Origin of the sequence: Sporolactobacillus sp. KGMB 08714 (assembly GCF_036598985.1) — a bacterium.
In the GTDB taxonomy this organism is placed as follows: domain Bacteria; phylum Bacillota; class Bacilli; order Bacillales; family Sporolactobacillaceae; genus Sporolactobacillus.
Genome location: NZ_JAUUBW010000062.1, coordinates 1 through 1,135, shown reverse-complemented (window position 1 = coordinate 1,135; position 1,135 = coordinate 1). Strand labels below are relative to the sequence as shown.

Below are 1,135 nucleotides of genomic sequence, written 5' to 3'. Positions count from 1 at the left end.
GGCACTATAGCCGGTATGCGGATAAATATAAGGCAACTCTGCGTATCCGAAGAAAACCGGGAGAGATCATGGAGGTCGATTGGGCCGGGGCAACAGCATTCATATGTGACCGGGATACAGGAGAAAAACTCAAAGCTTATATCTTCATTGCGACACTCCCATGTAGCCAGTTGTCTTATGCCGAAGCCACATTATCTATGGACCTTCGTTCATGGATCATCGCCCATCGTCATGCGTATGAGTATTTCGGAGGAGTGACACAGATTGTCGTCCCGGATAATTTGAAGACAAGCGTGACGAAGCATACCCGAAAAGAGCTCGTTTTGAACCCCGTTTATAGAGAAATGGCAGACTACTATCACACCGTCGTGATGCCAGCTCGTGTTCGTACCCCAAAAGATAAGGCCAATGTGGAAAACTCTGTTGGCATCCTTTCAACATGGATCATCGCTGCATTGAGAAACATTCCGTGTTTTAGTATGGATGAATTGAATGAAGAAGTCTGGAAGAAGTTAGAGGAATTTAATAACCGTCCTTTTACACGCAAAAAGGGCAACCGCTTTTCAGCGTTTAAAGAAGAGGAGAAATTCGCACTTTCTCCTCTTCCGGACCGCCCTTATAAAATGTCTGAATGGAAAACAGCGAAGGTTCGTCCTGACTATCATATCTCTGTCGAAAGCATGTTTTATTCGGTTCCCTACGAATACATCAATCGACAAGTAGAAGTCAAACTATCAGACGATCTCGTTGAGATCTTTTTCAACCATATGCGCGTTGCCTCACATAGACGATTATATGGGAAATTCGGTCAATTATCCACTATCCGCGACCACATGCCTGACCATCATCTGTTATTTGTGGATCAAACCCCTGAGGCTGCACAAAGCTGGGCCGAGAGTATCGGGTCAGCAACGTGGAGCCTCGTGCGTTATATTTTAAACACCTATCCGACAGAAAAGCAGGCGTTAAACTCCATTTTTTCACTTAAAAAACTGGAACAGCGCTATACCAAATATGAAATTGAGCGTGCCTGTAAGATGGCTCTCTCTATGACCCAAAGACCGACGGTCAAGGTCCTTCAGACCATCTTGAAAAACAACAAAAAGAATGATGCCGAACAAGAAATGAAACGTCG

1 protein-coding gene is annotated in these 1,135 nt (G+C 44.7%); it reads left to right on the top strand.

The features are described 5' to 3' along the window. Positions 1-68: 68 nt before the first annotated feature. On the top strand, positions 69-1,135 hold a 1,067-nt coding region (gene istA / locus Q6A92_RS18120), incomplete at its 3' end, for an IS21 family transposase (RefSeq protein ID WP_332238963.1).